Annotated in this window: 21 protein-coding genes and 1 tRNA gene; 7 read left to right on the forward strand and 15 right to left on the reverse strand. The window is 60.9% G+C overall.

Features of this window, described 5'->3' with window-relative positions; genetic code table 11:
- The first annotated feature begins 29 nt into the window (after window positions 1-29).
- The 4 genes from ACETII_RS12255 to ACETII_RS12270 all read left to right on the forward strand — a co-directional run bounded on the left by ACETII_RS12255 (window position 30) and on the right by ACETII_RS12270 (window position 6,468).
- The gene (locus tag ACETII_RS12255) at window positions 30-1,634 is read left to right on the forward strand and encodes a DEAD/DEAH box helicase (protein ID WP_472785662.1); all 1,605 of its coding nucleotides are present in this window, start codon (window positions 30-32) and stop codon (window positions 1,632-1,634) included.
- A 47-nt stretch (window positions 1,635-1,681) separates the two neighbouring features.
- Window positions 1,682-3,520, forward strand: a complete 1,839-nt coding sequence (locus ACETII_RS12260; RefSeq protein WP_472785663.1) for an ATP-binding protein — start codon at window positions 1,682-1,684, stop codon at window positions 3,518-3,520.
- A complete protein-coding gene (locus tag ACETII_RS12265) occupies window positions 3,520-4,455 on the forward strand; it encodes a phospholipase D-like domain-containing protein (RefSeq protein WP_472785664.1) in 936 nt (311 codons plus the stop codon). The genes ACETII_RS12260 and ACETII_RS12265 overlap by 1 nt, the downstream gene beginning before the upstream one ends.
- 75 nt (window positions 4,456-4,530) lie before the next feature.
- The gene (locus ACETII_RS12270; RefSeq protein WP_472785665.1) at window positions 4,531-6,468 is read left to right on the forward strand and encodes a DNA phosphorothioation-associated putative methyltransferase; all 1,938 of its coding nucleotides are present in this window, start codon (window positions 4,531-4,533) and stop codon (window positions 6,466-6,468) included.
- On the opposite strand, the gene ACETII_RS12275 is transcribed toward ACETII_RS12270, so the two are convergent.
- The 8 genes from ACETII_RS12275 to ACETII_RS12310 all read right to left on the reverse strand — a co-directional run bounded on the left by ACETII_RS12275 (window position 6,465) and on the right by ACETII_RS12310 (window position 15,429).
- Entirely contained in the window at window positions 6,465-7,079 is a 615-nt protein-coding gene (locus ACETII_RS12275; RefSeq protein ID WP_472785666.1) for a PP2C family protein-serine/threonine phosphatase, read from the reverse strand. The genes ACETII_RS12270 and ACETII_RS12275 overlap by 4 nt on opposite strands.
- Before the next feature lie 115 nt (window positions 7,080-7,194).
- Window positions 7,195-8,658: a hypothetical protein gene (locus ACETII_RS12280; RefSeq protein ID WP_472785667.1), complete on the reverse strand. Its 1,464-nt coding sequence runs from the start codon at window positions 8,656-8,658 to the stop codon at window positions 7,195-7,197.
- On the reverse strand, window positions 8,655-12,188 hold the full coding sequence (locus ACETII_RS12285; protein WP_472785668.1) for an AAA domain-containing protein: 3,534 nt from the start codon (window positions 12,186-12,188) through the stop codon (window positions 8,655-8,657). Before ACETII_RS12285 ends, ACETII_RS12280 begins: the two co-directional genes overlap by 4 nt.
- Window positions 12,189-12,485: 297 nt before the next feature.
- Window positions 12,486-12,561, reverse strand: a tRNA-Lys gene (locus tag ACETII_RS12290).
- Window positions 12,562-12,695: 134 nt separating this feature from the next.
- Window positions 12,696-12,935 carry a DUF1467 family protein gene (locus tag ACETII_RS12295; protein WP_363346229.1) on the reverse strand — a complete coding sequence of 80 codons (240 nt, stop codon included), beginning with the start codon at window positions 12,933-12,935 and terminating at the stop codon, window positions 12,696-12,698.
- Window positions 12,936-12,939: 4 nt separating this feature from the next.
- Window positions 12,940-13,344 (reverse strand): methylmalonyl-CoA epimerase, encoded by a 405-nt coding sequence (gene mce / locus ACETII_RS12300; RefSeq protein WP_363346231.1) that lies wholly within the window; start codon window positions 13,342-13,344, stop codon window positions 12,940-12,942.
- A gap of 71 nt (window positions 13,345-13,415) precedes the next feature.
- Complete coding sequence (locus tag ACETII_RS12305; RefSeq protein WP_363346232.1) at window positions 13,416-14,720, reverse strand: winged helix-turn-helix domain-containing protein; 1,305 nt, start codon at window positions 14,718-14,720, stop codon at window positions 13,416-13,418.
- 133 nt (window positions 14,721-14,853) lie between these two features.
- The gene (locus ACETII_RS12310) at window positions 14,854-15,429 is read right to left on the reverse strand and encodes a hypothetical protein (protein WP_472785669.1); all 576 of its coding nucleotides are present in this window, start codon (window positions 15,427-15,429) and stop codon (window positions 14,854-14,856) included.
- 165 nt (window positions 15,430-15,594) lie between these two features.
- Between ACETII_RS12310 and ACETII_RS12315 the strand changes: the two genes are divergently transcribed.
- Together ACETII_RS12315 and ACETII_RS12320 are read left to right on the forward strand one after the other, a co-directional pair.
- Entirely contained in the window at window positions 15,595-15,927 is a 333-nt protein-coding gene (locus ACETII_RS12315; RefSeq protein ID WP_363346236.1) for a hypothetical protein, read from the forward strand.
- A 91-nt stretch (window positions 15,928-16,018) separates the two neighbouring features.
- Entirely contained in the window at window positions 16,019-16,594 is a 576-nt protein-coding gene (locus tag ACETII_RS12320; protein WP_472785670.1) for an NnrU family protein, read from the forward strand.
- Window position 16,595: 1 nt separating this feature from the next.
- Here the strand turns inward: ACETII_RS12320 and chrA are convergent, their stop codons facing one another.
- Entirely contained in the window at window positions 16,596-17,900 is a 1,305-nt protein-coding gene (chrA, locus tag ACETII_RS12325; RefSeq protein ID WP_472788159.1) for a chromate efflux transporter, read from the reverse strand.
- 63 nt (window positions 17,901-17,963) lie between these two features.
- Window positions 17,964-19,322, reverse strand: coding sequence for a glutamate--tRNA ligase (gltX, locus tag ACETII_RS12330; RefSeq protein ID WP_472785671.1), 1,359 nt, complete (start codon window positions 19,320-19,322; stop codon window positions 17,964-17,966).
- 209 nt (window positions 19,323-19,531) lie between these two features.
- Here gltX and ACETII_RS12335 point away from each other — a divergent pair, with 209 nt between their 5' ends.
- Window positions 19,532-20,674, forward strand: coding sequence for a ceramide glucosyltransferase (locus ACETII_RS12335; RefSeq protein WP_472785672.1), 1,143 nt, complete (start codon window positions 19,532-19,534; stop codon window positions 20,672-20,674).
- 129 nt (window positions 20,675-20,803) lie between these two features.
- Here the strand turns inward: ACETII_RS12335 and ACETII_RS12340 are convergent, their stop codons facing one another.
- From ACETII_RS12340 to ACETII_RS12360, 5 genes are all read right to left on the reverse strand, one after another.
- Window positions 20,804-21,241 (reverse strand): DUF1810 domain-containing protein, encoded by a 438-nt coding sequence (locus tag ACETII_RS12340; RefSeq protein WP_472785673.1) that lies wholly within the window; start codon window positions 21,239-21,241, stop codon window positions 20,804-20,806.
- A gap of 73 nt (window positions 21,242-21,314) precedes the next feature.
- Complete coding sequence (locus ACETII_RS12345) at window positions 21,315-22,694, reverse strand: class II 3-deoxy-7-phosphoheptulonate synthase (protein WP_472785674.1); 1,380 nt, start codon at window positions 22,692-22,694, stop codon at window positions 21,315-21,317.
- Window positions 22,695-22,869: 175 nt separating this feature from the next.
- Window positions 22,870-24,246 (reverse strand): glutathione-disulfide reductase, encoded by a 1,377-nt coding sequence (gor, locus tag ACETII_RS12350; protein ID WP_472785675.1) that lies wholly within the window; start codon window positions 24,244-24,246, stop codon window positions 22,870-22,872.
- Entirely contained in the window at window positions 24,243-24,941 is a 699-nt protein-coding gene (gene rpiA, locus ACETII_RS12355) for a ribose-5-phosphate isomerase RpiA (protein WP_472788160.1), read from the reverse strand. Before rpiA ends, gor begins: the two co-directional genes overlap by 4 nt.
- A gap of 41 nt (window positions 24,942-24,982) precedes the next feature.
- On the reverse strand, window positions 24,983-25,378 hold the full coding sequence (locus tag ACETII_RS12360) for a hypothetical protein (protein ID WP_472785676.1): 396 nt from the start codon (window positions 25,376-25,378) through the stop codon (window positions 24,983-24,985).
- Between the last annotated feature and the right edge of the window lie 97 nt (window positions 25,379-25,475).

The following is a 25,475-nucleotide window of genomic DNA, read 5'->3' on the forward strand; positions in this document are numbered from 1 at the left end:
CGAAGATGACGACAGCGCCTGGAATATCGTTGAGCAGCATACTAAGCGGAGCTCCGGATACTGCTTTAAAATCTTATATCGGCACCGCGACAACGAATATTGTCTCGGCCCTTTCTCCCAGCCTTTTAACCCATGCCAATCTCGTCAAGCTTGCAGAGCAAGCTTATTCTCCGATGGAGGTATTGCGAAGCAAAGAGCTTCGTTCTCGCATCATCGATCTTCTCCCGTTGACAAAAGCCGAGGAGTTGGCTGGCCGCTTAGGCATCGAAAGCCAAGGGTCAAATATTTACCGCCGCCTGAAATTTGAAATAGAAGCACGTGGTCTGGATTCAGACCTCCTCAGTTTCTTCGGGGTAGTTGAGCAGGAGCGGGCTCTGGAGCTTGACTCCTCTTCTGAGAAAAATTTAACGCCGAAGTACAGTCTTTTTCCTCATCAGTTGAACGTCGCAGACCGTGCCCTCGACGTTCTTCAACAAGAGCCGCACACAGCCATTATCCACATGCCTACCGGAGCCGGAAAAACCCGGACCGCCATGCACATAGTGGCACGAATTCTTAACCGCCACCCCAACCGGTTGGTGATTTGGCTCGCCCAAACGGCGGAACTACTCGAACAAGCGGCAGAGGAGTTCGAAAGGGCTTGGTCATCATTAGGCTCGCACCCAACAAAAATTTATCGCTTCTGGGGCGATCATGAACCAAATCTCGAAGAGGCCCGTAGCGGATTTTTTGTCGCAGGGTTTGGCAAGCTTCATGGGCTGTGGAAGCGTGACGCCAACATGATCATGCGATTTGGAGATCGGATCGCATTACTCATAGTTGACGAGGCTCATCAAGCCGTGGCTCCGACTTACCGGAGGTTGATCGATTTAATTTGCGACAAGCAGCCATCGAATGCCCTCTTAGGTTTGACAGCAACCCCGGGCAGAACCTGGGCAAACATCAGTGAGGACGCCGAGCTATCTGAGATGTTTTGCAATAAGAAAATAATGCTGAAAATTGACGGCTATTCTAATCCGGTCGAATATCTTATAGATGAGGGATATATCGCGAGACCAACTTTTAGGACGCTGAACATATCAGGTGGCATTAATCCTTCGAAGGAAGACTTAAATGATCTTTCCAGCCACTATGATATTTCCGAAGATCTAATTTCACGGCTCGCCGTTGACGAGCAAAGAAATATTCAAATAATTAAATGTGTTGAGGATCTATCAAGCCGTCACGACCGCATAATCCTGTTTGCAGCGACTGTTTGGCATGCGCACCTGATAACCTCTATACTAAACCTTCGGGGGATAAAGGCGCTTGTGGTAACTGGAAAAACGGAAAAACACAATAGGGATCGGGCTTTGTTTAAGTTTAAAAGCGCTGATCCAGAGCCGATCGTTATGACGAACTTTGGGGTGCTCACAACCGGGTTTGACGCGCCCAAAACTAGCGCCGCCGTTATTGCGCGCCCGACACGCTCCTTAGTCCTTTATAGTCAGATGGTCGGGCGCTCGATTCGGGGTGTAAAAGCCGGCGGTAATGTGTCAGCTGAAATCGTCACAGTGGTCGATCCGCAGCTTCCTGGCTTCGGAGACCTGGCACAGGCTTTCACTAATTGGGAAGACGTTTGGAACAATTTCTGATCGCTCAGAGGATCCTCTTTCTAAGCACACAATTCAGGTAGGAGAAAATGCAGATGTCAAGCGTTGAGACCGTTGAGGGCCGAGTCGAAAACGATATTATTCCGACTGAACTTGCTATTCGTGCAATGCGAGATAGTGGCTACAGAAACACGGCCTACGCGCTGGCGGAGCTGATCGATAACGCGGCGCAAGCCGGAGCGAAGCACGTCGAAGTGTTTTGTTTGGAGGAGGCTGTACTCGTCAGCCTACGTAGTCGGCGCCGAGTGAAATCTATAGCCGTTCTTGACGATGGTTCAGGAATGTCAGCGGACGTTCTTCGAGTGGCGCTGCAATTTGGCAACGGCACTCATTTGCATGATCGCTCGGGGATCGGCCGTTTTGGCATGGGACTGCCAAACGCCTCCATCTCACAGGGAAAGCGGGTTGATGTCTGGACGTGGCAAAGCGGACCAGACAATGCGCTCCATAGCTATTTAGACATAGACGAAATCGAAGCGGGCAAGATGAGGGTCGTCCCTACTCCAAAGCCCGATCCTGTGCCCCTCGACTGGAGGAAACGTGGGACATCCTTCGGCACAACGGGTACGTTGGTCGTTTGGAGCAAACTCGACGAGGAAAGGCTGTCTTGGAAAGGCGGAAAGGCGACGCTCGAAAATACGGAGACGTTAGTAGGTAGGATGTATCGCAAATTCATCCATAGGGGAGAACTGCGTATTCAACTGCGGGCTATTGACGGAGAAAATATCCTCTTCGATCAGAACGCAAGGGTGAACGACCCGCTATATTTGATGACGCCTTCTTCGACGCCCGAACCATTTGGCAAGGAACCGATGTTTCAAATGTGGGGCGAAAAAGACGCTCGTTTCCCGGTAACGTTTCAAGGAACCACACATTACGTGACCGTAAGAGCTGCATGGGCACGACTGGAAACACTGCCTGACGATGGAACCGATCGCGGTAATAAGCTCTATGGGAAGCATGCTGCAAAAAATATTGGAGTCTCCATCGTCAGAGCCGACCGCGAACTTGAGCTTGATACCACTTGGACGATCAACGACCCGAGAGAACGTTGGTGGGGAATCGAAGTGGATTTTCCTCCCGCGCTCGACGAGGTTTTTGGGGTCACAAACAATAAGCAAGCGGCGACGGTATTTTCCCATTTGGCAAATTTCGACTGGAAGCTAGAGGCCGAGCCGGGCGAAGAATATTTAGACTACAAGCGACGGATCACGGATGATGGCGATCATCGCGCGCAGCTGATCGATATCGTCAATCACATAAGAACAATCCTCCCGCGTCTCCGTGAATCTTTGGGCAACCAGACAAAAGGACGGCGTTCGGGAGGAGGCAAGCGACACGAGGATACGTCCGCTGAAGACCGGGCTACGACTAAATTTAAAGAGCGCGCAAAAGCCGGAAAGGGGGCTCCATCAGATGAAGAAGTTTTCGACGAGAAGGCGAAGGATAGCCTCGTTGAGGATCTCGTCAAAAACAAGAATTACACTGAGCCGGCAGCGACCGAGATCGCAAATGCAACATTAAAGAGAAAGAGAAAAGTTATTTTCATTGAGGCTGATAGCGAAATGGAAGCCTTCTTTGGAGTAGAGCTCGGAAAGGCCGGTGGACTTACGGAAATCATCTTCAATAGGACTCATCCGACCTTTAAGCATCTTATAGATACTCTGAATGCTGAAACGACAGGGGCGACGGAACGTGAGCTGGTCGTGCGAATTGAAAACGCCGCCGAAACACTTGAAATGCTCCTCGCTGCATGGGCGCGACTGGAGATAGAGGATGTCCCGAATCGCGAGAGGCTCCGTCGTATGAGACAGGACTGGGGTCGAATGGCGAGGGATTTTCTGACGGACGATGACGAGGATGCCTAATGAGCACGCCCGGCGAAAACATTCTAACGGCAGCCAAGGCATGCCAGCGGGAGATGACCCTTATAGCGCCCTTCATAAAATGTGCGGTCTTGGCAAGAGTGTTGGAAGAGACGCCCCCCACGGTAATCGTGCGGGTCGTCGCTAGATGGATCCCTAAAGAAGTAGCCGCCGGTGTGTGTGATTTAGAAATATATGACTTACTTCAAAAGCGAAAGAATTCGAGGTTGTATCTCAATCAGTTGAATCACTCGAAGCTTTACAGGTTTGATGACAGGTTTCTTTTCGGCTCGGCAAACCTCACCTCACGTGCATTGGGCTGGGCGTTCCCTTCAAACATTGAACTGCTTCCAAGTGTGCCCGGGCTCGATGAAATGCTTATAGCTTTCGAGCAAAAAGTACTGAAAACCTCATTTTCGCCAGACGAAGCCTTCCGAGACGCGATCCGCAATCACGTGAATAAACTAAAGGAGGCTACGCCAAGCCTTGGAGATGAGCTCATTTTTGATGAAGACGTGGGTGCTTTGCCAAGCAGCTGGCTCCCTTCCTGCCGAGAGCCTGATAGAGTTTGGCAGGTATATTCAAAAGGAGAAGGCATGAGGAGCCGTATTATCCAATCAGCCTTCGAGGCAGCTGAAAGTGACCTCAAGGCCCTTTCGTTGGAACCTGGGCTAACATTGGATCAGTTCAGAAGCAGGATAGGCGGTATTCTGGAGGCAATGCCGCTAATCAAAGACATTGAACTAGGCGCGTCTCTCGGATTATCAGACGATGCGGCTATCGCGATGCTAGAGGCTAAAGGAGACGCCGCCACGATGCCCTACGCTGTCTCCGAGATGTGGGAAATTCTTAGAGCTTGGCTGATGTACTTCTTTCCAGACCGTTATCGCCGGGAAGCCAAGACGGAGGTATTTCGGACGGGGAAAGTACTCTATTGATTTGCTGCTTGGCTTGGAGTTTGGATCGGCCTTAACATCCTATCTCACTTGGGCGGTTCCCTTGAAGTAGCAGTCATGCGGGCGATGGGTAAACGAATAGGCAAGGCGCTTTATGTGCATCGGGTCGCCGTCGCGCTGCTGGACGAAAGCGATGCGAACTCCATTTCTCACGTCCTATCCGTTGTTGGTGACTTGGAATGGAACGTCGCCAAGATCGAGAGGAAGTCGGTTTCCCTCCTGCTTTACGAGTCCTTCGATGAGGCTCCATTTCCTGCTCTTCTTAGATCAACCAAAATCGACCTTGTATCAGGCAAGGTAACCGCGACGGACTATCGAAAACGCGCCAATCCGCCGATTCTACATCGTAAGGAATTACTCCTCCCACCAGATGACCCACGATTGCCCACTTTTCACGCGCTTACCGCTGCGGCAGAGAAGCGCGGTCTGTTCCGGGAGTCGAACAGGATTGGAACGCGTAAAGCATGGGAGTCCCGGATCGCGGAAGCTGGCCTGGTCCTTCGTGGCCACCGTCTTCTCGAGAGTGGCGAGGAACATGTGAATGTTGTTCGGCATAGGACAGCAATCGTGCGTCGCGACCTTTCACAACCAATGCAATTGATGATGCGGTTCGGGGTCGTCCAGAAGGATCGATCGATCTTCGATTATGGCTGCGGGCAGGGCGAGGATGTGGCAGCCCTAGCGTCGCAGGGCTTCAGCGCCTTTGGCTGGGATCCCCACCACGCCCCAGAGGGGCCACGTGCAGCTGCGGACATCGTCAATCTAGGATTTGTAATTAACGTAATCGAAGACCCGCATGAGAGGGTCGAAACACTGAAGGCTGCTTGGTCCTTCACGCGACGGGCTCTCTGCGTCTCAGTGATGCTGCACGGCAAGACGTCTACGGCCGGACACAGGCCCTATGGCGATGGCTACCTCACTTCGCGCGGTACCTTCCAAAAGTATTATGAGCAGCAGGAACTACAGTCCTTCATTACAGATGTGACTGGGGAGAAGCCACTCGCCTTCGCGCCGGGCATCGTCACTGTCTACCGCGACAAGGACCTTGAGCAGGAGGTCTTGTTTCGGCGCCGTTCGAGATCCTTTGTTGAAGGTGCCCTCCCAAAGCCGCCGCTGCGCGAGCGCGGAGTCGATGTACAACCCGCACTCAGAGAACGCATTAGCGCGGCAATCGAAGCGCTCCGGGGTCGCGCCATACACCTAGGGCGCTTTCCGACTCAGGAGGAAGCGCCAGCAGAGGCGTTGCTGTGCATCTCGGACAATAGGGTTTCATGGCAGCGGGCGCTCAATATGTTGCGTGAGGATCTCGCCGCGGATGAGGTGTTCGCGGCCGCCGAACGGTTTCGGCGGGAGGATCTTCTTGTGCATCTCGCGCTCATGCAATTCCCAGGCGCGCTCAAACACCGGAATTTGCCGAAGTCAATCCAGTCGGACTTAAGGGCGTTTTTCAGAAGCCACTCGGCGGCGATGGATGAAGGCAGGCGGCTTCTCTTTGACGCCGGCGATCGAGAGGGCGTCCGCGCTGATGTGGGGGAGGCGGTCCTCGAAGGTCTCGGGGGATTACGTGGAACGCATTATTTCCGATTTCGTTCTGCCGTTCTCTCGAGATTGCCGCCCCGACTCAGGGTGCTTGTTGGATCGGCGGAGGTACTCCAGGGTGGCGTCGAGTCGTGTGATTTTGTGGATATCGATCTGGAGGGTCCACGCCTCATCATGATCACTTGCGATGACATCAAAAGGCGTGTGCCTTTCGTTGTGGAAAGGACGTTTGTTGACCTCGGGAGATTGAAGGTTTCTACGGACCGCCGCGAGCCGGAATCTACGCCAATTTACTTCAAGTCACGGTTTATGGCGCTGGACGAGACGGAGCGTGAGCGCCAACTTGCCTTCGAGGATCAGCTCTTGGCAACTGGGTTGTTCGAGTCCAACAGGCGCGAACCGGAATGGGCCGAGGTCCGGGAAAAGCTAGGGGACGAACAGCTTCGCGCCGACTAGGCTTGATTTCCTACGACGACAACGGTGACGTTGTCAGAACCTCCAGCATCGAGCGCCGCCGAGACTAGCGCCTGTGCGGGGTGGCTCAATTTACGTGATAGGATGCTCGCGATCTCATCGTCCGAAAGCATGTCGGTTAGTCCGTCGGAGCACAGGAGCAGCCCTTCGCACCTCGATAAGACCCTGTGCTTGATATGCGGGATGAGAGGCATACGGCTGTAGCTTCCGCCAAGGGACTGGGTTAGAGCGTGGCTACGGACTGCCCGGTTTGGAAACACTCGTGGCAGCGTGTCATCTACGCTTTCTTGGCTCAAACTTTTGCCTCGAGTCACATAAAGGCGGCTGTCGCCGACGTTATATATGAACGTATCTACGCCGCGAAACACGACGCCAACTACTGTGCTGCCCATGCCAGGGCGACCCCTGCCGCCAAACATTTCCTCGTAAATGCGTTCATTCGCTACCTCAAGCATCTGCAAAATATCAAGTTCCGATTGCGTGCTTTTCACAAGACTCATGATTGTCCGTACTGTCGATTCACTCGCCAGTTCGCCGGCATCATGGCCACCCATACCGTCCGCAATAACCGCCGAGCCAGAGGAGCCATCCACTATCCCTCGCCAGGAAGTGTTGTGGCCATTACTGATCCAGTCTCCAACGCAGCAGCGGTCCTCATTCACTGGCCTTACATGACCCACGTGTGTCGCCGCCCAGACTTGCCGTGAATTAGCCAATGCGCTTTGCCTCTCTTCCCGCCGTGAATAATTTTTCGCGAATGCGCCTCACTTGCTCGGCGCGACGGGTCACTAATCCTGAGAGCCTAATGAAGCCGCTACGTCGCGTGACTTCGCCTAGGAAAGGCCGGCTAGAAATAACAGCCAAATCATCATCTTGTACGAGGAAATACAGCTCGCGCGGTGCTCCTTTTATTAACTTCAAGATTCCCTTTTCACTTCGCTGCGTAAGTTCCGAGAGAGGATCGAAAAAATCGCCACCCCGTGGCTTGAGCTGGGGCTTCAGCAGCGTTTCGATGGTCACCTGGACGCGGTTTGCAGCGATCTGATCTAGCTGTCGAATAATATGTGCATTGACGATGCTGGCTTGCAAGCCGGCGCTTGTTATCAGCAATTGCGTCCGAGTATTTTCAAGCGCCTCATGGAGCAGGTCCGCCTGCTCGTAGCACGCGAGCTGGCGTATCGGTAGTGACTCCAAGGCGTGCTGGGCTAGTTTGAGTCGCTCTTTGGCCGTGGAAAGCGCCAAAATCACTGGGCTGCCCCTGGCCGCGCCATCGGCCGCTGGGCGAAGCGAGCGCACTTCTGCTTCTGCCTGCGCTTCTTCTTGGCGTAGAGAGGTGAGATCCTTGCTCTGCGGTAGCGCGCGCAGCATCTCGCTGCCGGCTATTCTCTCGAGCCGCCTTCGGGCGTCATTCTCGCTGAGTGACTTCACAAAGCCCATCTTCCTTGGGCCACCGTTTTCCGCGAAGGCGCGCTCGTGGGTCTCGGAAATCTTTCCGTCAATAGCGAAGGCAACTTGAATTTCGTTCCCTCGATCTGCAGCAAAGACAAGAGCCACGGCTTCTCTAAAAACGTTGCTGCGGCGAACGATGCGCTTGAGCGCCAGCACTGTGCGGCGGAAGTCTTCGCCGCCCTGCCGCCTAATAACACGGGTTACGTCTGGAATCTGTAACTCGGAGACGCGGGGAGGCTCAGCTGGGTAGGGTCTTACCTCGATGGCGCCTGCGGCCCTGAGGTCCGCTGCCCGCATTACGCTCGTTCCAGCTATTCGGATTGGGGTACGCCTGATTCCATCATAGTCAATAACCAACATCTCCTCTTGCGGCACCTCAAGTCGCTCTAATTTAAGGCGTGCTTCTCCAGCCTCCGTCAGTCGGAACGACTGAAGGTCTCCATTTTCCGACTGGCGAGCGACGTAGCCATCGGATACAAGGATGTTGACCGCGGCTACGACAATGTCGCATTTCAATCCGAGCATGCACGCAATTTTGTCTTCTCGGGCCTCACCCAGTGAAAGACATCGCATCACGAACTCGTGGATTGTGGGAAGCGATCGGCTAGAAGTGGTAACGGCCTCAATCGTTAGCCTAAAAATTGGCAAGCCGACCTCGGCGTAGTCAACCAGGCTAAAGCCTTCACGGAACTGGTTGGCCCTTGCTACCTCTTCTGGCGTCATTCTACCGTCTCCAGTCCGCAAGAGTCTGGGTTGCGGTCTATGTAATCAATTACTGGCTTGAATGGATTGCGTCCACCTGCCATGCGACAGAACATCTGGTCCCCGACGATAGCGAGTGCGCTCTTGCCTCGCGAGAGGGCCACATTCAGCCTAGGCTGCTCTCGGAGAAAGCCGAGCTGTCCGCGCGAGTTAGATCGTACTACTGAGTAGATGCATACGTCAGCCTGCCTACCCTGAAACGCGTCTACGCTGTTGCAAACCACTTCGAGATCCGGCCACTCGGCTACACCTTGTGAGGCCATTTCACGAAGAAGTGCGACCTGGGCTGTATAACCAGCAATCACCGCGACAGTGATGCGCCGCTTCTGCGCTTTAGCAACAAACTGAAGTCGTTGTAGCAGTTGCCGCACAATGCGGACCTCGGCCGGGTTATGGAAAGTTTGACCCTCGCTCCGCTCAGTTCGATTGGTAAGTGCATGAGTCGAGAACCAAGTGACTGGCTTTGAGAATACCATCCCCAATTTTAGACCATGCGTGGCGATGGGGCTTTCCAGTCGTTTATCGTAAAAACACTCGCTCACCAGGTCCCCGATTGGCCTAATCATACGGTACTGATTACGCAGCTCCGCGCGGCATCCTGGCGGTAGGCCGTCATGTTGGTTAAGGAGGCGGTCAAGTATAGTTGCCTTAACCTCCTTGTCGTCAAACTCTGACAAAAGCGCGTCCCCGAGTTCCTCGAAGAAGGGCGGAAGCTGCTTAGGGTCCCCCACGATGATCCAGCGTCGGCTACGAACCATTGGGATCAATATTTCCGTTGGCGTCGCCTTAGACGCCTCATCAACTATGCAAAGGTCGTAACTTACCTCCTCCATCCCCCTCACACTCGCAATGCCCACGCAGGTGCCGGCAATGACCTGTGCGGATGAGAGCAGGGCTGCGTTAAAGTCCGGCGACCTTCCGACCCGCAGCTGCCAGTCTTCTAGCAGAGCAAGACGTTCACGGCAGGCCTCGGCGCCCGGGTCTGATTTGAGGAAATGGGCGGCCCAGTCTGCGAGGTCTCTCGTGTCTTCCGAACTGGCTAACTCGGCAGCGTAGCCCCCCATTGCACTCATCGCATCCCGTATCTTTTTCTCCATGTCCCGGAGCGTATGCAACTCGTGCTGCAGCGAACCTATCTCGCTATCCAGCTGAGTCGTTTCCTCGTCAAGCTCCTCCTCGTCGATGATATCCTGAGAGCTCGACTGCGATGCATTCTCCACCTCTCTTCGTTCACTTCTCATTTGGGCGATGGCCTCGCGCACATCTAACTGGCGCTTGAGGACTTGAAGCAGTTGCTCGACCTTCATTCCAGTGGCAACAGTCTCGCGATCGACGCCGTTTGCCGCGGCCCACCGAACCATCTCCGCTTCTGAGGCTTTCCGAACCTCAGCGATCCATGCCTCGACACGACGTTCCAACAGCAGCCTTTTGCTTTGCTCAGATATCTTTGGCTCGTCCGAGCGGCCGATCCGGACCAACTCAATCGAAGGATCGAGCTCTGCGACCCCCTCGAGGACATTGTCTAATGCGATGTGCGTTTGGGAGGACAAGAGGATGCGGTCTTCAGGGTTGCTCCTCAACCACTGGACGACAATTTCAGTAATGAGCTTGGTCTTGCCTGTACCCGGCGGCCCCTCGATCGCTAAGATGTCTTGTACCCCCATTGCCCGCGCTAGGATCTCCGCTTTTTCATCGTCAAAGTCACGATCTGTTGGCGTCAGTCCATAGACTGGCACAGGCGGTGTAGCGCTACAGGGATCCAACACAATTTGTTTGAGTCGCGGGCTCACGGCGCGGTCGAATAAAATCGCATCGAGCGCTTGTGTTTGATGCGTAAGCGCCTTCTGTGCGGCAATGGTATTTATCGCGATCTCGCCTCGGAGCGGCAGCGAACGGGGGTCTCCGAAGTTGATTTCCATCATTAGCTTGTTGAACGAGACAAGCGTGATTTTGCCGCCTACTCGTCCCCCTTTGAACTGGATAACTCGCTCCTGACCTATGATCTCGTCGCTTTCTGCGATCTCAGTAGTGAAGACCACACGCTCGCCGATGACACTCCGATTTAGGTAGCGAATCGCGCTGCCTCGCTTCGCTTCTAGATCGGCGCGATCACGAAGGTAGCCTCGCCAGATACGGAAGATACGTTGCGTAGCTCGCGCCAGGCGCTCCGCGTTATATTCATGTTGGGCCGCTAGCGCCTCGCTGAATAGAAGCTGAAGTTCGCGGCCGGCCCTCTCGGGATCCTTCGGCCTGACGAACGCGAACTTGATTGGGTGTGAAGCTCCCGTCTCCCGCAGGCTGGCCGCTAGTCCAGCTCCAATCTCGCTGGCACGCATCATGTGCAATGTTTCTTGCCAACGACCAGTGATGATGCACTCGAACTTCCAAGTTGCTCCTACAAGTTCAAGGTGATCAGGATCGCTCTCCGACTGGCCCGCTCTGGCTAACACGCCGCAGATTTCCGTAAGCTCAGCAATGATGAACCGCTCGACCGCAACCTGCCCATCGACCTCCAGGCGCCGTTCCAGTACGCCGCACACGCCACCACTGAGTTGAAGATGAATTAAAATCGAAGCGACAAGACCTTGTTGGGCTTCCGCCTCTGCCTGTCCGAGTTGTTCCCTAAGAAGCGAGGCCAGCTGGGGCCGAGCACTGGGATCATCGCTTAGGCACCGCTCTAGTATGGCCCTTATGGGTGGGGGTAGTGGGGCCTCTTGGAAGGCAACCTTCTGGTCAACCTCGTTTTCAATCGCCCTACCGGCGACGCAGGAGATGGCTAAGGCAGCGAAAGCGAAGCAATCGCGGCTGAAGACAAACTGCTCATCCTCCGGCTTCGCGGGCGTATAGCCTGGGGTATAGTCGAAGCGGAATGTCACGCCTGACACTGCCTTCCAGGCCCCCCCGTTATCCAGCAGCTTAGCAATGCCGTAGTCAGCAAGCTTGGCGACTCCAGCCTCGGTAACGAGCACGTTCTTTGGCTTGATGTCCCGGTGTGCAATGCGTTTCTTCTGGGCAAAAGCAATGCCGTTCAGAAGCGGACTCCCGAACCTATCCCAGAAGATCGCCCACGGCATTGGACCATCGCGAGCAATGATGTCTTCAAGATTATCGGGGATCCATTCCAGAACTAGGAACCAGTTACCGTCGCCGTCTCGCTCGACCTCGATCAGCTCCACGATGTTTTCGTGGGTCAGCGTTTGCAATATCCCGGCCTCGCGCTGAAACCCTTCACGCGCTCTCTGGTCGTCAGGACCAAACTTAACCCGTTTGACCGCTACAATTCGCGCTGTGTGTGTGTCGTAAGCCCGGGTGACCGTAGCCTGCGCCCCTTTCCGTACGTCGTTGGTCAGAACGTACCGTCCTGCCAACATCTCCGGTAAGTCTTTCTGTCCCGTCACATTAAGTCCCACGTCAGTGAAATCATTTTGTTCATCCAGCCGCATTAGTCGCGGGGTCGCATCAGTCTTGCTCCCCCTGCCCGATTCGTCCACGCTGGCCGTCAGATTATCTTCAATGCGGCACCCCCCAATGGAGGTCCGTCGGTTGGGTCCAAGCGAGCACAAGGGATGTATCGCTTCTAGGGGGCCTACGGAGGCCTATAGAGAGTATCGCCCGTCCGGCTGGCTACTTGATCGCCGACGTCCCTGCGCGATGCCCATTACGCTTGACGGGAAGCCACTGGGTCCGCCGCGAACCTTGAGGGGCATAGGCAACGCCGCCCGTTACGTGAATGGTTACGTGGAAGAGAGCGAAGGCTGCGCTTGGATTACACAAGCCTTTGATTTTGTTGGTGAGCGCGCTGGGACTCGAACCCAGGACCCCCTGATTAAAAGTCAGATGCTCTACCGACTGAGCTACGCGCTCGTTCCATGCCCGCCGCTTGGCGAGGCGAAGAATCGGGCGGGTCGGTCCGCTCGCTTCTTCGCTCGCGCGGGCTTCGATCAACTACCGGCCCTCGTCCCCCTGGTCAACCCCGATCGCGGAGCGGAGCCGCTTTCCTATGGGATGAGGTATTTGGCGGCGACCGCCACGAGGGCGAAGACAATCGCCGCGATCACCGTCGTGAGCGCCGCCTTCTTGCCCAGCTGCGGGGCGACCGGGGCGCCGGGATCGGTTCCCTCCGGACGCTCCTCGCCCGCCTCCTCCGCCGAGCGGACCCCGAGCGGCAGGACCGCGAACAGGACAATCCACCAGATCGTCACATAGATCGCCAGGGCGAGGGGGAGGGGGAAGGGCATCGGCTCAGGCCTGCTCGAGTTCGACGAGGGTCCCGCAGAAATCCTTTGGGTGCAGGAAGAGCACGGGCTTGCCATGTGCGCCGATCTTGGGCTCGCCGTCGCCCAGCACGCGCGCGCCGGAGGCTTTCAGCCTGTCGCGGGCGGCAAGGATGTCGTCCACCTCGTAGCAGACATGGTGGATGCCGCCCGACGGATTTTTCGCGACGAAGGCGGCGATCGGCGAATTCTCGCCATAGGGCTCGAGAAGCTCGATCTTGGTGTTCGGCAGCTCGACAAAAACCACGGTGACCCCATGCTCGGCGACGGTCTCGGGGGCGGACACCTTCGCGCCCAAGGCGCCGCGATAGACCTGCGACGCTTTTTCGACGCTGTCGACGGCGATGGCGACGTGGTTGAGACGACCGATCATTTTAGGCTTTCCCCATGTGCATGCGGCGATCCGCGATTCAATGGGGCATTAAGGCCATGCCGCCGGCAATTTCAACCGGCAAAGCTGTTCCGCTCCGCCCGCAGCCGACCGATGTCCTCCTGCAGGGCGGCGAGGCGCGGATCGTAAGGAGCGAAGGCGAACCAGGGACAGCCCTCGTCGCGGCCGCGGCGCAACGTCTGCGCCGCGTCGTCAGGCTTGCCGAGCGCCAACTGCGCTGCCGCCGTGAAGAGATGCGGCGGGGCCACCTGCTCGCCGTCATGCGCGGCGGCGAGCGTCGCCTCGGCGGCGCTCCTATCTCCCGCCACGGCCAGGACATAGGCGAGAACCGCCATCAAGATGGGGTGGCCTGGAGAAAGCATGAGGGCGTCGCGCGCCGTTCTCTCGGCCTCTTGGTGACGACCGGAAAGGCTCGCCACAATCGCCAGCACGCTCGTCAGATAGGTTGCGTCGGGCCGCGTCCGAAGCCCCTGGTCCGCGAGCGTCGCGCTGCCGTCGAGATTGCCATTACAAAGCTCGAGCCAAGCGCGCATGTTCAGATGGGCGCGGTCGTGCGGGGAGACGTGAAGACCCGCCTCGATTTCGTCGATGGCGTCGGTGAGACGGTCGAGGCTGACGAAGGCCCAACTGCGAAAGGCGCGCGCCCTGCCATAGCGAGGGTCCCGCGCCACCGCCCGGTCCAGCATCGCGAGACCGTCCGCGGGCCGAGCCAGCAATGTCGCCCGCGCCCAGCCGAGAACCGCCAGGGCCGCCGGGAAGCCCGGCGCCAGGACGAGCGCGCGGCCCGCGTCCTTCTCGATGATCTCCGCGGCCTCGGCCGGCCTCAGATAGCCGGCGGAGACGCGGCTCGCGGCGATGATGGCGGACAGCGACCAGACCGCCGGCGAGGTTTCGTCGCGCTGCGCAGCGGCGGCCACGGCTTCCTGCGCGCGTTCGAAACCGTCCCGCGTGCAGTTGCCGGCGAGCTCATAGGTTGCTTGCCACAGATCCAGCGTGCGGCTGCTGAGGCATTCTTCCGGCGGTCGCGCCGTCTCGAGGTCGGAATCGACGACCTCGACTTTGGCCCGCAGGGAGAGGCCGCGTCCGTAAGCCGTGGCGATGAGATCGCCGTAACCGGCTTCTCTGAGGGGCTTGCGCAGCAGATAGGCGCAGCGGTCGATCGAATCATCCGAAGGCGGACGACCGGGCCAAAGTCTCGCGCCGATCTCAGCTTTCGAAACGACGCCGCCCTTGGCCTCGAGCAGCAGCTCCAAGAGTTGTCGGGCCTGAGGGCCAACTGGGATTTGGACTCCACCGCGCCGCAACCCGGTATGAGGCGAGTATTCGAATCCTGCAAAGCGCCAGCCGAGATCGTTCATGAGCGCACAATGATGTTTCCTTTTCCCCTGCGCAAGCCCTTAGAATGACAAATCTTTTGGACTTCGCGCCACGCGAGAATCTCGCCGCCCAGGTTGGTTGTGCGTCGCCCATTTCGGGCGGCGTCGCGCTCGGTCAGCGCGGCGTCGTGACATTTTCTTCCTTGCCCCACAGAAGCACGAGCAGGGCGAGCGCCGCGGCCGCGGCAAGGAGGTAATAGGGGGCCCGCGCCGGAAAGAGTCGCCCCACGCCAAAAGGAAAGCGCGACACCCAGCGCTCGCCGCGCGGACCGTCGAGGGTGATAATGCCGACGAAATAGCCGGCTTCGCGAAAATTATGCTCGAAACTCAGCGTGCCGTGCGGATAGACCTTCGGCGGCAGATAGGCGACCGTGATATCCGCGAGCTGCGCCGGGTCCTCTTCGCGCCCCGTGTCGCGAACGATGCGGAAATCCGCCGTCATCTCGCGCATTTCTGGTTGGGCGTAGTCCAGCACGAAGATCGTCTTGCCGGTCACCGGCGCGTCTTCGCAGAATTTGCGATGCGAGGCGGCCGGCTGGTAGCCGGAAAAATACATAAGGTCGGGGCCGATCTTCAAAATGCACGCGCTCTGGGTTCGCTGCATCGCGCCGTGGGCCCGCGCCGCCGGGGCGCCGACCACGGTCGCCATGACGATGAGAAATGCGGACAGGGCGACGAACAGAGGGCGCACGCTCAACTCTCCGGTGGACGCCGAGCGGACCGCCGTCGCGCGGCGTCCCGATTGAAATTGCGGCCTGCTCGTCAAAGATCAAGCGGGGCGGGAGGGATGGTTCACGCCTGCGCCGCGAGAGGGTAGAGTGGCTCAAGTCGCCGATTTTTCAACAAGGGGAGCGCCATGCGCCTCATGCTCGTCGCCCTGCTGCTGGCCGCTGCGCCCGCGGCCGCGGCCGACGTCAACGACTATCCGACCTCGGCCCGCGCCGATTATGTCTTCGGTTGCATGAAGGCCAACGGCGACACGCGTTTGTCGCTCGAGCAATGTTCCTGCTCCGTCGACGTGATCGCGAGCATCCTGCCCTATGAAAGCTACGTTTCCGCGGAGACGGTGGCGAGCCTCAATCAGCAGGCGGGGCAGGTCGGCTCGCTGATGCGCAACACCGGCGCCGCGCGCGACATGCTGGAGACGCTTCGCCGCGCCCAGGCGGAAGCGCAGGTCCGCTGCTTCTAGCCTTGCTTGGCGAGCGCGGCCTCGCGTCATGCCTGTGCTATAGGTCAGCAAGCGTCCCTTCGAGGACGATTCGACCGGCGGCGAGGCAGGCATGCTTATTCTTATTCTTGGGATTGTGCTTTTCGTCGGCGTCCATGTCTTTTCGACCCTGCGCGGCCCGCGCGCCGCGCTCGTCGAGAAATATGGCGCCAACGCCTATAAGGGCGCCTATTCAGCAGTGGCGCTGCTGGGGCTGGTTTTCATCATCTGGGGCTTTTCCCGCTATCGGGCGGAGGGCCTGATCCCGGTCTGGGAGCCGCCGCATTGGACGCGCCATCTCACCATGCCGCTCGTTTGGGTCGCCTTCGTCGCGCTGGCGAGCCGCCGCGCGCCCGCGTCGCGCATCAGGGGATGGCTGCGCCATCCGACGCTCGTCGCGCTCAAGAGCTGGGCCCTCGGGCATCTCCTGGTCAATGGCGACCTCGGCGGGATGCTGCTCTTCGGCTCCTTGCTGGGTTTTGGAGTTTATGACCGTATCGCGGTCAAGCGGCGGGGCGATCTCGGCGCGCCCCGGCTCGGCGCCTTCACCAGGGGCGACGCCATTGCGCTTGGCGCCGGCACGGCGCTCTATGCGCTCTTCCTCGTGCTGCACCCTTATCTCTTCGGCGTGCCGGCGCTCGGCGGGTAATTTACAGCAGTTTGAGCAGCAGTCCGGCGCCGACGCTCGCGCCGAGCGCCGGCGCGAGGCCAAAGCGGAGAAGCCCGCCGGCGGCAAGGGAGAGCGCCAGCGACGTCGCGTCGAGCGTGGCGATATCCGGCAATTGCGCGGGCAGGGGCGCGAGCGTCCATTGCCCCCGGAACAGAAAGTGCGTTGCAAACCACAGCGCCAGATTGGCGATGACGCCGACCACCGCCGCGGCGATGGCGGCCAGGGCCTCGGCCAGCGCCCTGTCGCCGCGCAGCCGCTCGACGAAAGGCGCGCCGGCGAAAATCCATAAGAAGCAGGGAACGAAGGTCACATAGGTGGCCAACAAGCCGCCGAGCGCGCCGGCCGCCAGCGGCGCCGTTGCGCCGGGTTCGCGGAAGGCGGCCATGAAGCCCACGAATTGCAGCACCATGATCAGCGGGCCCGGCGTCGTCTCCGCCATGCCGAGGCCATCGAGCATTTCCGGCGGCGTCAGCCAGTGAAAACGCTCCGCCTCTTGCGCGACATAGGAGAGCGCCGCATAGGCGCCGCCGAAGGTGACAACCGACATTTTGGAAAAAAACACCGCGATCCGCGCATAGACGTCATCGCGTCCAAAGGCCGCCACGAGCCCGGCGACCGGCACGAGCCAGAGCGCCGCAAGGACTGCTGCGGCGAAGAACGCCGAGCGCGAGTCCGGCTCTGCGCGCGCTTCGCCTTCGGACGTCGACATCGCAGCGGCGGCCGTGGGGAGGCCTAAGCGTCTCCCAAGGAAGCCGACGATCCCAGCGCCAAGGACAATGAGCGGGAAGGGGGCGTCGAGGAAGAAGAGCGCAAGGAAGGCGCCTGCGGCGATGATTTTTTGCGCGCGAGTCTGCAGGGCTCTCTTGCCGAGCCGCCAGACTGCCGAAAACACAAGCGCCAGAACGGCGGCCTTCAGTCCGAAGAAGGCCCCGTCGAGCGCCGGCGTCTCGCCATAGGCGGCGTAGATGACGCTCAACGCCATGATGGCGACGACGCCGGGCAGGATGAAGAGCCCGCCCGCGATCAAGCCGCCGGGAACGCCATGCATCAACCAGCCGATATAGGTCGCGAGTTGCTGCGCCTCGGGGCCGGGCAGCAGCATGCAGAAATTGAGCGCATGCAGAAAGCGGCGCTCAGAAATCCACTTCTCCTCGTCGACGAGCACACGGTGCATCAGCGCGATCTGCCCGGCGGGTCCGCCGAAGCTCAATAGCGCGACGCGCGCCCAGACCCGGCTCGCCGCCGCGAGCGTCATCGTCGGCGTCGTCTGAAACTCATCAGGCATGGAGACAGACGACACGATGCGTCCTCCGCGCGCAAGGCTTGGCGCCGCCATCGCGCAGGCGCGTCAAGCGATCCGGCTCTCGCCGGTCAACCGAGACAAGGCCCTGAAGCGCCCGATGAGCGGCAGCAGCGCCGCGAGCTCCGGCCCGCTTTCCTTCGCGGTCAGCGCCAAACGGAGCGGGTGAAACAGCGCCTTGCCCTTGCGCCCGGTCGCAGTCTTCACGTCGGCTGTCCAGGCGGCCCAGCTCGCTTCGTCCCAGGGTTCGGCGGGGAGAAGCTCGGCGGCTTCCTTCAGGAAGGCCGGATCTTCGCGGGTCGGCTCGATCTCGGCTTCGACGACGCGCCACCACTCCAGAATATCGTCGAAGCGCGCGAGATTGCCGCGCGCCGCGCGCCACAGCGGTTCGGCCTTGTGGCCGACGACGTCGAGGGCCGCGAGCCGGTCGCGCACGTCCTCGAAGTCGAAGAGCGCCAGAGTGCGATGCGTAAGCGTCTCGAGATCGTCCGGATCGAAACGCGCCGGATTGCGGGACACATGCGCAATGTCAAAGCTTTGCGCCAATTCGGCGAGCGAGCGAACGGCGTGGACGTTGTCGGAGGAGCCGGTGAGCGTCGCCAGCGCGGCGACGGCCATGGCTTCGTAACCTTCCTCGCGCAAGGAGGCGATGGAGAGCGAGCCGGTGCGCTTGGAGAGGCCTTCGCCGCCCGCGCCGATCAGCAGATTGTGGTGCGCAAAGAGCGGCGGCGCGGCCTGTGGCGCGAGCGCAGCGTAGAGCTGCAGTTGCACCGCCGTATTCGTCACATGATCCTCGCCCCGAATCACATGGGTGACGCTCATGTCGATGTCGTCGGCGACGGAGGGCAAGGTGTAGAGGAAGCTCCCGTCCTCGCGGATGAGCACCGGATCGGACAGGGCGGCGCAATCGATATGCGCCGGGCCGCGAATGAGGTCGTTCCATTCCACAACGCCAGGGTCGAGCCTGAAACGCCAGTGCGGGCGCCGGCCTTCGGCTTCGAACCTCGAGCGGTCGGCCTCGGTCAGGCGCAACGCGGCGCGGTCGTAGACGGGCGGGAGCCCCCGCGCCTGCTGCATCTTGCGGCGCTTTTCGAGCTCTTCGGGCGTCTCGTAGCAGGGGTAGAGGCGTTCGGCGCCGCGCAGTTTCGCCGCCGCCGCCTCATAGAGCGCCACGCGCTGGGATTGCCGGAAGGTCGCGTCCGGCGTGATCCCGAGCCAGGCGAGGTCCACCTCGATCGCAGCCGCAAACTCCTCGCTGGAGCGGGCGAAATCAGTGTCATCGAACCGCAGTATGAATCGTCCATGGTGCGTTGCGGCGAAGAGATAGTTGAAGAGCGCCACGCGCGCGTTGCCGATATGGATGCGGCCCGTGGGCGATGGCGCGAAACGAACGATCGGAGAGGTCATGAGGAAGCTTCGTCAGGAGTTTTCGCAAAACGAACGTCGCGAAAAGATTCTCGCGCCGCAGCCCTTTTGCCAAGTGTCGGCGTGCTTGTCAGGTGGAATATCGAATTGGCCGCGTCCGGGCCTCGCGCGCCGCCGCGACCGGCACGTCGCGGCGAGCCTCCGGCTGCGCCGCGACTCGCTCTCCCACGGCGCCTGACCTAAAGGCTTCCATGATCCTTGCCTATATCTGCGCCGGCTGGTGCGCCTTCATCCTCGTCATGAACTTCGCCAGCATGTGGCTGATGGGACGCAAATGCCGCGCCCGGCCGCGGACCCTGCCGGCGCCGGCGGACACGCCGCCCGTGAGCATCGTCCGACCGCTGCGCGGTCTCGAACCTTTCTCGGAAGAAACCCTCGGCGCCACTTTCGATCTCGACTATCCGCATTACGAGATCATCTTCTGCGTCCAGTCCCCGAGCGATCCGATCATTCCGCTCGTCGAGCGGCTGATCGCGACACATCCGGCGCGCGAGGCGCGGCTGCTGGTCGGCGACGATTACGTCAGCGCCAATCCCAAGCTCAATAATTGCGTCAAGGGCTGGGAGGCGGCGCGTTACGACTACGTCATTCTCGCCGACTCCAACGCCCTGCCGCCGCGCGATTACGTGCAGACCATGCTCGCCGCCTTCGGGCCCGATACGGCGATGACCGTCTCCATGCCGATCGGATCGCGCCCCACCGGCTTCTGGGCGATGGTCGAATGCGCCATCCTCAATACGTTCCAGGCGCGCTGGCAGTATGGCGCCGAGGCGATCGGCGTCGGCTTCGCGCAGGGCAAGAATATGATGTGGCGGCGCGAGGTGCTCGATCGCGCCGGCGGCATTCGCGCGCTCGGCGCGGAGATCGCGGAGGACGCCGCCTCGACCAAAATCATCCGCGCCCAGAACATGAAGGTTCGGCTCGTCGACATGCCCTTCGAGCAGCCGCTCGGCAAACGCACGGCGCATGAGGTCTATTCGCGTCATGTGCGCTGGGCGCGGCTGCGTCGCGTGACTTTCCCCGCCCATTATGCGCCGGAATTCATGAACGGCAGCTTCGTCGCCGTCGTGCTCGGCGCCTATGCCGCGCTGGAATTCGGCGGCGACCCAACGATCGCGGGCCTGACGGCGGCGGCAATCGTCGGCGCGCTGCATGGCGGCGAATTGTGGCTCGCGAAAGTCTGCGGCTTTCCGCTCGACTGGCGCAAGCCCTTGGCGCTGCTGATGCGCGACCTGCTGCTGCCGGTGATGTTCGTCGACGCGCTGCTCTTCGACGACTTCGTCTGGCACGGCAACGCCATGACGGTGCGCGAAGTCGAGGATACGGCGGGCTGAGGCCGGGCGTAAGCCATCAGTGAGCGACGCGAAATGCAGAAGCCCCTCATGCTGAGGAGCCTGCGCAGCAGGCGTCTCGAAGCACGAGGGGCGTGATCGCTTTCTGCAACAGCGGGGCGCCCGCGACCTCTAATCATTTCTCAGCCGCGCGAGCGTGTCCGCATCCGCTCCTTCCGGAAAGTAAAGTGCGAGCGCGCGCGCGAACAGCGGATCGTCGGGCGCCGCGCAGGAGAAGAGCGTCAGCGACGAGCGAAATTTCAAGGCGTCGGTGGCGCCCAGCCCCTCTCTCGCCGAAGCCGCGCCGCTGTCCAGAAACGCCTCGACACATTCGCGCAGGCGCGGGCCGAGAACCGGATGCGCGAGATAGGCGCGGGCTTCGTCGAGCCCGGAGAGGCCATAGAACCGGCTGGCCTCACTGAAGCCCAGCCCCTTCAGTTGCGGAAAGACATACCAGATCCAATGGCTGGTCTTGCGACCGGCGCGCAGTTCGGCGAGCGCTCGCGCGTAGCTGGCCGTCTGCGCCTCGACGAAGCGTTGGAGGTTGAACGGGTCACAAGCGTCGCCCATCTTCGGTCCCCAACAAACAAGAAGCGCGGCGATTTCCGGCGCCGCGCTTCTCGAAACTCATGACCTCAGCCGCTCACTCCGCCGCGTGCTGCTCCGGCAGGCCGCGAGCGACGCGTTCCGCCTTGAGCAGCTCCGCGACCAAAAAGGCCACTTCGATCGCCTGCTCGGCGTTGAGGCGCGGATCGCAATAGGTGTGGTAGCGGTCGCGCAGATTGTCTTCCGAGATGGCGCGGGCGCCGCCCGTGCATTCGGTGACGTCCTTGCCGGTCATCTCGAGATGGATGCCGCCCGCATAGGTCCCCTCCGCCTGATGCACGCCGAAGAAGCCGCGAATCTCCGACATGATGCGGTCGAAGGGCCGGGTCTTGTAGCCCGCCGCGCTGATCGTGTTGCCATGCATCGGATCGCAGGACCAGACGACATTGCGGCCCTCGCGCGCCACGGCGCGCACGAGCGCGGGCAGCGAATCGCCGATCTTGTCGGCGCCGAAGCGGCAGATGAGCGTGAGCCGGCCCGGCTCGTTCTCGGGATCGAGCGCGTCGATCAAGCGCATGAGCCCGTCGGGCGTCAGGCTCGGGCCGCATTTCAGGCCGATCGGGTTGCGGATGCCGCGCATGAACTCGACATGCGCGCCGTTCTCCTGGCGGGTGCGGTCGCCGATCCACAACATATGGCCGGAGGTCGCGTAATAGTCGCCCGTCGTCGAGTCGACGCGGGTGAGCGCCTGCTCGTAGCACAAGAGCAGCGCCTCGTGCGACGTATAGAAATCCGTCTGGCGCAGCTCGGGATGGTGCTCGGGGTCGAGCCCGATGGCGCGCATGAAGGAAAGCGTCTGGGTGATCTGGTCGGCGAGCTTTTGATAGCGCTCCGACTGCGGGCTGCTCTTGACGAAGCCGAGCATCCAGCGATGCGCGTTTTCGAGATTGGCGAAGCCGCCGGCCGCGAAGGCGCGGATCAGGTTCAGCGTCGCCGCCGACTGCCGATAGGCCAGGAGCTGGCGCTGCGGGTCCGGCTCGCGCGACTTCTCGGTGAAGTCGATGTCATTGATGATGTCGCCGCGATAGCTCGGCAGCTCCTGGTCGCCCTTCTTCTCGACCGGCGAGGAGCGCGGTTTGGCGAACTGGCCGGCGATGCGGCCGACCTTGACCACGGGCGAACCCGCCGCATAGGTCAGCACCACCGCCATTTGCAGGAATACCCGGAAAAAATCGCGGATGTTGTCGGCCGAGTGCTCGCTGAAGCTCTCCGCGCAGTCGCCCCCCTGGAGCAGGAAAGCCTTGCCGGCGGCCACATCGGCGAGCTGGCGTTTCAGGTTGCGCGCCTCGCCGGCGAAAACCAGCGGCGGAAAGCCGGCGAGCTGGGCCTCCACATCGGCGAGCGCCTTCTGGTCGCGATAGACCGGCGTCTGCTCGATCGGCAAGGTTCTCCAACTGCCTGGCGTCCAGCGTTCCACTTCTCAAACTCCGCGAAAATGCAGCCCAGATGGACGGGCCCCGACGCCGCAGCTCGGCGCGAGAGGCGCTTATAGAGGAAAATTGCTGCGGGCGCGACCCCTTCGCCTGGCTGCTCCAGGCCGCGTCGGGGACGCCCGCGACGAGCCCGGGCGCGACGGGCGCAGCCCGGAGGCGCTAGCCCTCGCGCCTGAGCCTGCGCGCCGGCGTGCGCATCGTCACCAGCTCCTCAGCCGCCGTCGGATGCACGGCCATGGTGGCGTCGAAATCGTGTTTTGTCGCCCCCATGCGCATCGGGATGGCGATGAGCTGCGCCATCTCGCCGGCTTCGGGTCCGAAAATATGGGCGCCGAGCACGCGCTGGCTGTCGCCGTCGACCAGAAGCTTCATATAAATTCGCTCGGCGCGGCCAGACAAAGTCGCGCGCATCGGCCGGAAGGAAGTTTCGTAGACGTCGACCGACGCAAACTTCTGTTGCGCGGCTTCTTCGGTGAGCCCCACCGTGCCGACTTCCGGCGTGGTGAAGACGGCGCTCGCCACGCAATCGTAGTCGACCGTCGTAGGCGCGCCGCCGAAGACCGTGTCGGCGAAAGCGTGGCCTTCCCGTATCGCGACCGGGGTCAGATTGATCCGGTCGGTTACGTCGCCGACCGCGTAGATCGACGGCACATTGGTCCGGGACTGGGAGTCGACGACGATCGCGCCATTCTCGCGGGTGGCGACGCCGGCGCGCTCCAAGCCGAGATTCTGGGTGAGCGGGCGACGGCCGGTCGCCACCAGCACGGCGTCCACCTCGCGGGTTTCGCCGTCGCTCATGGCGACTTTATAGCCGTGAGCGCTCTTGTCGACGCGGGTCGGCAGGGCGCCGGCGCGGTGAACGACGCCCGCGGCCGTCAGGGCCTCGGAGACGCGTTGGCGCAGGTCCGCGTCGAAGCCGCGCAGCGGCAGATCGGCGCGATAGGCGAGCGCGACCTCTGCGCCCAGGCGCGTGAAAATGCTCGCGAATTCGACGGCGATATAGCCGGCGCCGACGACGAGGAGCCGCCGCGGGAAGGACGGCAGGTCGAAGATCTCATTGGACGAGACGCCCCATTCGAGGCCCGGAATATGCGGCGCGAGCACCGGGGCGCCGCCGGTCGCGACGAGAATGTAACGGGCGCGCGCCGTGCGGCCGTCCGAGAAATGCACGGCGTTGGGGCCGGCGATCGTGGCGCGGGCGCGGATCAGTTCGACATTGGCGTTGCCGAGCGTCTGCTCATAAAGCCCGGAGAGGCGGGTGATCTCCTTCTCCTTGGCGGAAACCAGCGCCGACCAGTCGAAGGCGGTCTCGCCGACGCGCCAGCCGAAGCCTTTCGCGTCTTCGAAGTCGTCTTTGAAGCGGCTGGCCAGCACGTAAAGCTTCTTCGGCACGCAGCCGCGGATCACGCAGGTGCCGCCGACGCGAAACCCCTCGGCGACGGCGACCTTGGCCCCATGGCTCGCCGCGACGCGGGCGGCCCGGACGCCGCCGGAGCCTGCGCCGATGACGATGAGGTCGTAGTCGTAATCGCTCATGCCGCGCCGCCTGCTACGTCGCCGAGAATGCGCACGCCCGTCGCGCCGGCGATGAAGATCGCAGTGGCGAGGCCGATGAAGAGACCGTGATCGACAACGCCCGGTATCGTCGAGAGGCGCTCGGCAAGCGCCTCCGGAGCGTCGATGGCGCCGAAGGCGCAGTCAAAGATATAATGTCCGCCGTCTGTGAGATAGGGTGCGTCCGGCGCGCTCATTCTTTGAGAGATGGCGCCGATGAGCCCCAGCCCGCGCGCTGCGCGCTCGATATGTAGCCGCGTCGAGCGCGCGCCGAATCGGTCGACTTCAACGGGCAGGGGAAAGGCCCCGAGCGTGCCGACTTCCTTGGTCGCGTCGGCGATCACGAACATGCGCTTGGACGCCGCAGCGACGATTTTCTCGCGCAACAGCGCGCCGCCGCCGCCCTTGATGAGCCGCAAAGAGGCGTCGAACTCGTCGGCCCCGTCGACGGTCAGGTCCAGCTCCGGCGTCTCGTCGAGGGTCGACAGCGGGATGCCGAGCCCTTCGGCCTGAACCCGCGTGCGCTCCGATGTCGGCACGCCGACGACGTCCAGCCCGTCCCGCACCCGCGCCCCGAGAAGATCGACGAAATGCGCTGCGGTCGAGCCGGTCCCGAGGCCGAGGCGCATGCCAGGGGCGACAGACTCGAGCGCGGCCTGTGCGGCGGCCCGCTTCATGGCGTCGGCGGAAAGAGTTGCGGTCAAGGCGGAGCGAATTCCTATTTGGCCTGGGGGGTGCAGACGACGGAGCTTTCGTTGAGAACGAAGCAGATCGACATCATGCCCGAGCGCAGATCGACGCGGAAGACGCCGCCCTCTCCCGTGTGGCGCGAGGCGACGAGCGCGTATTCGCTGAAGGTCCCGGCCTTGGCGCCTTCGCCCGGCGGATAGCACAGAGTGACGCCGATGGACGAGCCCTCCTTCAGCCCATATTGGCAGGCGCCGACCTCGCCCGTCGCTTTATCCAGGCGGAAGACGCGGTTGAGGTCGGTCTGCGGCGCGGCCAGAAATTCGTAGTTGCCCGCCGCCGAGGCCGTGGCGGCGACGCCCGCCCCCAGCAGGGGCGTCGCCAGCGCAAGGCGTCGCCAGCCATGGCAATACTGCGAAAGACGCATTGGTCCCTCCTCGTCCGCGAATCGGTTGCGTCGTTTATACGCGGCGCCTGCGCGCCGCGCCAAACATACAGCCGCGCATGCTTGATCTCGAAGGCCC

Source organism: Methylocystis sp. NC52PC (assembly GCF_055698645.1).

Coding starts and splice junctions, on each gene's coding strand:
- ACETII_RS12260 (WP_472785663.1), top strand. CDS start 1,682: ATGCAGATGTCAAGCGTTGAGACCGTTGAGGGCCGAGTCGAAAACGAT.
- ACETII_RS12265 (WP_472785664.1), top strand. CDS start 3,520: ATGAGCACGCCCGGCGAAAACATTCTAACGGCAGCCAAGGCATGCCAG.
- ACETII_RS12270 (WP_472785665.1), top strand. CDS start 4,531: ATGCGGGCGATGGGTAAACGAATAGGCAAGGCGCTTTATGTGCATCGG.
- ACETII_RS12280 (WP_472785667.1), bottom strand. CDS start 8,658: ATGACGCCAGAAGAGGTAGCAAGGGCCAACCAGTTCCGTGAAGGCTTT.
- ACETII_RS12295 (WP_363346229.1), bottom strand. CDS start 12,935: ATGCCCTTCCCCCTCCCCCTCGCCCTGGCGATCTATGTGACGATCTGG.
- mce (WP_363346231.1), bottom strand. CDS start 13,344: ATGATCGGTCGTCTCAACCACGTCGCCATCGCCGTCGACAGCGTCGAA.
- ACETII_RS12305 (WP_363346232.1), bottom strand. CDS start 14,720: ATGAACGATCTCGGCTGGCGCTTTGCAGGATTCGAATACTCGCCTCAT.
- ACETII_RS12315 (WP_363346236.1), top strand. CDS start 15,595: ATGCGCCTCATGCTCGTCGCCCTGCTGCTGGCCGCTGCGCCCGCGGCC.
- ACETII_RS12320 (WP_472785670.1), top strand. CDS start 16,019: ATGCTTATTCTTATTCTTGGGATTGTGCTTTTCGTCGGCGTCCATGTC.
- chrA (WP_472788159.1), bottom strand. CDS start 17,900: ATGCCTGATGAGTTTCAGACGACGCCGACGATGACGCTCGCGGCGGCG.
- gltX (WP_472785671.1), bottom strand. CDS start 19,322: ATGACCTCTCCGATCGTTCGTTTCGCGCCATCGCCCACGGGCCGCATC.
- ACETII_RS12335 (WP_472785672.1), top strand. CDS start 19,532: ATGATCCTTGCCTATATCTGCGCCGGCTGGTGCGCCTTCATCCTCGTC.
- ACETII_RS12340 (WP_472785673.1), bottom strand. CDS start 21,241: ATGGGCGACGCTTGTGACCCGTTCAACCTCCAACGCTTCGTCGAGGCG.
- gor (WP_472785675.1), bottom strand. CDS start 24,246: ATGAGCGATTACGACTACGACCTCATCGTCATCGGCGCAGGCTCCGGC.
- rpiA (WP_472788160.1), bottom strand. CDS start 24,941: ATGAAGCGGGCCGCCGCACAGGCCGCGCTCGAGTCTGTCGCCCCTGGC.
- ACETII_RS12360 (WP_472785676.1), bottom strand. CDS start 25,378: ATGCGTCTTTCGCAGTATTGCCATGGCTGGCGACGCCTTGCGCTGGCG.